Genomic DNA, 5,186 nt, shown 5'->3' on the forward strand with positions numbered 1-5,186 from the left:
CCCCCGGGCGACCCCGCCCCCACCGCATTGACGCCCCGGCCCGCGGCCCCCGGACCTCCTCGCCCGTCTATTTGCCGCTGTCCGGGCCGTACCACTGCAGAGCCTGGCCGGTCACTGCCGCGATGCGGGCGAAGTCGTGGTCGCGATGCCGACCCGGTCACGGAGTTCTGGCGGGCATCACGCCATGGATGCGGGAGAGCGTGAAGACGCGTTCTGCTTCGCGCAGGTGGCACCAGGCGTTGAGGTAGGGCGGGTCGAGCTCCAGGTCGCTGAGGGTGCGTACGGTCCGGTTGCCCGAGGTGGCGATGTACTCGACCGTGATGGCCGAATCGGTGTCGATGGCATGAGCGACCTGGCGGACGTCGCTGTACGACAGGTGTTTCGCGTATCCGGCGACGATCTCCTCGGTGTCCGTCGCGAAGGGCGCCCCGCTGCCGACCGGATCGGGTTCCGGCGCTGTTGCCGGGTCTTTGAGCAGCCGGTTGGCGAGGGCGTCCAGCTCGGCGCCGGCGGGCGCGTCGGCAGCGCGGATCACGGCAGGCCGGTCGCCGCGCCGCCCGGCGTTCCTCCGCGGGGGCGGGACGGCAGTGGCGGCCCTCTGGGTCTGACGTTCTTCGATGCGTACCGTTCCCCCGGCGGTCTCGGCGACCGGGGCGTAGCCCGCGGCACGGAGCGCGGCCAGAGTCGTCGCGGGTGGGCTGCCGCTGACCAGGACCGTCGGGGCGAGCTGCCGCAGCGCGAGCTTGGACAGTGCGCGGTGGGCGGCGAGTTCGGCCAGGAGCGCGGGTTCGTCGCCGTGGAGGACGCATGCCGCGGGGGCGATGCGCACCCGGCCGTGGCCCCGTGCGGTGTCGGCGACGAGATAGGTCAGCGGTTGCGGCAGGCCTGTGGTGGAGCAGGCGGCCAGGTCGGCTGTGATGTCGTCCGGGGCGAGGCCGGTGTCCAGGGCCCGGCGGATGCTGCCGGTACTGAAGCGCCATACCGAGGCCGTGCCACTGCTCTCCCTGTCGGCCATCGAATCCAGTAGCGCCGCGAGCCGCGCGGACGGCGTGCCGGTGACGACGGCGGTGAGGTCGGCGCCGATCCGGGCCGTCGTGGTCGCGGGCGGCAGCAGCCGACGGGCCGTGGTGCCGAGCTCCTCGTCGGGGTGAGCCGCCAGGCAGGCACCGAGCGGGGACAGCGCACCCCGTGCCAGCACGCCCAGCAGTTCGGCTTCACGGATCACGGTGCTGAACGGTGCCGTGCCTTCGGGCGAGGCGTCGTCCGCGAGCGGACGGTGCCAGGCCACGAGGGGGCCCAGCTCCGCAGCGGCCTTGACGCCCTGTCCTGGCGGGAGCCCCGCGGCCGCAGTGAGCAGCCCGTGGCGGGCCTGCAGACAGCCATCGCAGGCAGGCGCACCGGCGAGCGCGGGAAGTGCCTTGTTGTCGTCGTCGCGCGCCCGGGCGGGAGTGAGCGGCAGGCTCCGCCACGCCCGGAGCAGTACGGCGAGCCGGTCCGCGGGCTCCTGCTCGGCCCAGGCGTCGTACGCCTTGGTGGGACGGACGCGATCGCCGTCGCGGGCCAGCAGCCCGGCGGCGTACGCGGTTTCCAGGGCGATGCGTACGACGGCGTCGTCCGCTTGGGCGGCCTTGCCGAGCCGGGCCAGTTCACGCGCGCCGATCCCGCCCGACTTCAGCCGGGCCGGTGGAGCGGTCGCGCACGCCGAAAGAACGGAGGCGGCATGCGCCGCGAACGCGGTTGCGGCCACCGCGGCCTCCCGCTCCACTTCCGAGGAGGTGACGGGCACCAGCTGCGCGACGGGCGGCAGAGGTTCGAACGGAGCGTGCCAATCGGGACCCCGCAGAGCCAGGGCCACCTCGGCCGGCATCCGGACGGGTCCGTACCCGTGACGGTCCTGGAGCAGCAGCCCGCGGTCGAGTGCCCATCGGGCGCCTGGTCGGACGTCGAGGGCAGGAGCTCCGAACACGACGAACAGCGACTGGCGCGGTGTGGACCTGGAGCTGTGCTCGAGCAACTTCCGGGTGGCCGCCGGTGCCTGAGCCACCAGCGCGGCAACCCGCTGCGCGTCACTGTGGTGCTCCACCAGGGCCGCGAGCCGGTTCTGCTTGGTGCCGGGCGGCTTGATACCCAAGGCCGCCAGCATGCCGCGCAACTCCTCCGAGGTGGCGCCTGCCAGCAGCGCCTGCAGCGGCGCGTCCAGCCCCAGAGGTGTGCTCCACGCCTGCCGCACGGCAGCGGGCATGCGGAGCGTCCCGTTGTCGCCGGGCCACACGAGCGCCTGGTCCGACAGGGCGTCCAGGGTCGCGTCCAACGCGTGTACCGCGGCAGGGGGCATCGGGCCGAGCAACTCCGCGAGGCTGTCCCGGGTCGCCCGGACTCCCAGGGCTGCCAGCGCCTCGGCGGCCTGCAAGCAGGGCAGCGTGAGATGCGGCAGGACGAGTGCCACGGACCCCGGGCGTTGGAGACGGTCCGCCAGTTCCCCCAGCGAGCGTGGTTCCGGTGCGGAGGCCGCGTCCTTCCGCAGCGCGAGCATGCGCGCCAGTCGGGGACCGTCGAGTCCGCTCAGCCAAGTCGTGAGCGTCGATCGGGACTTCATGCGAGTGCACCTCGACAGACGGAACGTCACAGGCGGGCCGAAGCCGCTTCGGCGCCAAGGTCAGGATGCCGCAATTCCATGATCCACTGATGACGTACGAAGACGGCGCCCGGGGCGCATCGCCGCGGCGGGCCCAGCCCGACGAACCGAGTCGGCGGCAGCGGAAGACCCGGTGCAACCACCGCACGACGAACAGCCGAGCCGCATTGCGGCTCGGCTGTTCGTTTCGCCTGTTCAGGCGAGGTGCGGAGGATACGAGATTCGAACTCGTGAGGGGTTGCCCCCAACACGCTTTCCAAGCGTGCGCCCTAGGCCACTAGGCGAATCCTCCGGGGAGAACGTTACTAGACGAGGCGCGATGCTCCTAATCCGTTCCCGTGGTCAAAGCACCCCGGCGCGTCCGGTACGCTGGGGCTACCCCTCGTGCGGCGTCATCTCGCTGAACTCCCCCAGGGCCGGAAGGCAGCAAGGGTAGGTGAGCTCTGGCGGGTGCACGAGGGGCCTGTCGTTTCCGGGGTCCGGCGCGGGCCGTCCCCCGATGTCGGTGCCGACCGTTATGGTCGGTGGCGTGTCGCTCGCTCTCTATCGCCGCTACCGTCCGGAGACCTTCGCGGAGGTCATCGGCCAGGAGCACGTGACCGAACCGCTCCAGCAGGCGCTCCGCAACAACCGCGTCAATCACGCGTACCTGTTCAGCGGTCCGCGCGGGTGCGGCAAGACCACCAGTGCCCGCATCCTCGCCCGCGCGCTCAACTGCGAGCAGGGGCCCACCCCGACGCCGTGCGGGGAGTGCCAGTCCTGCCGCGACCTGTCGCGCAACGGCCCCGGCTCCATCGACGTCATCGAGATCGACGCCGCCTCGCACGGCGGTGTGGACGACGCGCGCGACCTGCGCGAGAAGGCCTTCTTCGGTCCCGCCTCCAGCCGGTACAAGATCTACATCATCGACGAGGCCCACATGGTCACGTCGGCCGGCTTCAACGCGCTGCTCAAGGTGGTGGAGGAGCCACCGGAGCACCTGAAGTTCATCTTCGCCACCACCGAGCCCGAGAAGGTCATCGGGACGATCCGGTCCCGCACCCACCACTACCCGTTCCGGCTGGTGCCGCCCGGCACGCTGCGCGACTACCTGGCGGAGGTGTGCGGCCGCGAGGGGATCACGGTGGAGGACACCGTGCTGCCGCTGGTGGTGCGCGCCGGCGCCGGCTCCGTCCGCGACTCGATGTCGGTGATGGACCAGCTGCTCGCCGGGGCCGGCGCCGACGGCGTGACGTACGCGATGGCCACCTCCCTGCTCGGGTACACCGACGCCGCGCTGCTCGACGAGGTCGTCGAGGCCTTCGCGTCCGGCGACGGGGCGACGGCCTTCGGCATCGTCGACCGGGTGATCGAGGGCGGCAACGATCCGCGCCGCTTCGTCGCCGACCTGCTGGAGCGGCTGCGCGACCTGGTGGTGCTGGCCGCCGCCCCGGACGCCGCCGAGCGCGGCCTGATCGACGCCCCGGCCGACCGGATGGAGCGGATGCGGGCCCAGGCCTCCTCCTTCGGGCAGGCCGAGCTGAGCCGCGCCGCCGATCTGGTCAACGCCGGGCTGACGGAGATGCGGGGGGCGACGGCGCCGCGGCTGCAGCTCGAACTGATCTGCGCGCGCGTGCTGTTGCCGGGGGCGTACGACGACGAGCGCAGCGCGCAGGCGCGGCTGGACGCGCTGGAGCGGCGCGTGCAGGCGGGGCTGGCGCTGGGCGCCATGCCGGCAGCGCAGCCTGCGGCAGCGGCACCGGTGGCACCCGCGCCCGCGGCACCGGTGGCACCCGCGCAACCGGCCCCCGTCCAGCCGGCGGCGCAGGCGCCGGAGCAGCAGGCACCCGCGCCCGCCCCGGCCTCTACCCCCGCACCCGCGCCCGCGCCGGCGCCCGCGCCGCAGCCGGCGGCGGAGCCCGCGCCGCAGCGCGGGGCGTGGCCGATCCCGCGGAGCTTCCCGGCGGAGGGCGGCGCCCCGCAGCCCGCGCAACCCCAGGCGCAACCGCAGCCGCAACCCCAGCCGCAGCCCAGGCAGCAGGCGCCCGCCGCGCAGCCGGCGCCGGCCCCCGCCGCGGCGCCCGCCCCGGCCCCCGCCGCGCAGCCCAGCGCCAACGCCCAGGAGGGCGCGGCCCGGGTGCGGCAGATGTGGCCGGACATCCTCGACGCGGTGAAGAACAAGCGCCGCCTCACCTGGATGCTGCTCAGCCAGAACGGCCAGGTCGCCGGGTTCGACGGCAAGACGCTCCAGGTCGCGCTCGGCAACTCCGGCGCCCGGGACAGCTTCGTCCGGAGCGGCAGCCCGGAGGTGCTGCACGACGCGATCGTCGAGCGGTTCGGCCAGGACTGGACGATCGAGGCGATCGTCGATCCGTCCGGCGGCCAGGGCGGTGGCGGCCAGGGCGGCCGCGGCACCCCGCCCGCGGGCGGCCCGGCCGGCGGTGGTGGCGGAGGCGGCTTCGGCGGCGGTGGTCCCGCCGGCGGCGGCCCCTCGCGCGGTCCGCGCCCCGGCGCGGGCCCGTCCGGCCCGCCCGCCGCCCCCGCGGGCGCCCCGGCACCCGCTCCTGCGCCC

Annotated in this window: 2 protein-coding genes, 1 tRNA gene, 1 other RNA gene and 1 pseudogene; 2 read left to right on the top strand and 3 right to left on the bottom strand. The window is 74.2% G+C overall.

Annotated elements, in window-relative coordinates; all coding sequences use genetic code 11:
• Positions 1-67: 67 nt before the first annotated feature.
• The 3 genes and pseudogenes from BIV57_RS26280 to BIV57_RS23015 form a co-directional block, all read right to left on the bottom strand.
• Positions 68-148: pseudogene (locus tag BIV57_RS26280) on the bottom strand (PIN domain nuclease); the annotation flags it as partial.
• 9 nt (positions 149-157) lie between these two features.
• Complete coding sequence (locus tag BIV57_RS23010; protein ID WP_071658801.1) at positions 158-2,596, bottom strand: helicase-associated domain-containing protein; 2,439 nt, start codon at positions 2,594-2,596, stop codon at positions 158-160.
• A 246-nt stretch (positions 2,597-2,842) separates the two neighbouring features.
• Positions 2,843-2,927, bottom strand: a tRNA-Ser gene (locus BIV57_RS23015).
• An 84-nt stretch (positions 2,928-3,011) separates the two neighbouring features.
• Between BIV57_RS23015 and ffs the strand changes: the two genes are divergently transcribed.
• Positions 3,012-3,102: signal recognition particle sRNA small type (ffs, locus tag BIV57_RS23020), an RNA gene on the top strand.
• Positions 3,103-3,164: 62 nt separating this feature from the next.
• Positions 3,165-5,186, top strand: a 2,022-nt coding sequence (locus BIV57_RS23025) for a DNA polymerase III subunit gamma and tau (protein WP_071658802.1), incomplete at its 3' end; no start/stop codon positions are given.

It is taken from the genome of Mangrovactinospora gilvigrisea (genome assembly GCF_001879105.1).
In the GTDB taxonomy this organism is placed as follows: Bacteria; Actinomycetota; Actinomycetes; order Streptomycetales; family Streptomycetaceae; genus Mangrovactinospora; species Mangrovactinospora gilvigrisea.

What these genes read in the sequence shown, in the direction of transcription:
- BIV57_RS23010 (WP_071658801.1), bottom strand. Translation starts at nt 2,596, where the DNA reads ATGAAGTCCCGATCGACGCTCACGACTTGGCTGAGCGGACTCGACGGT.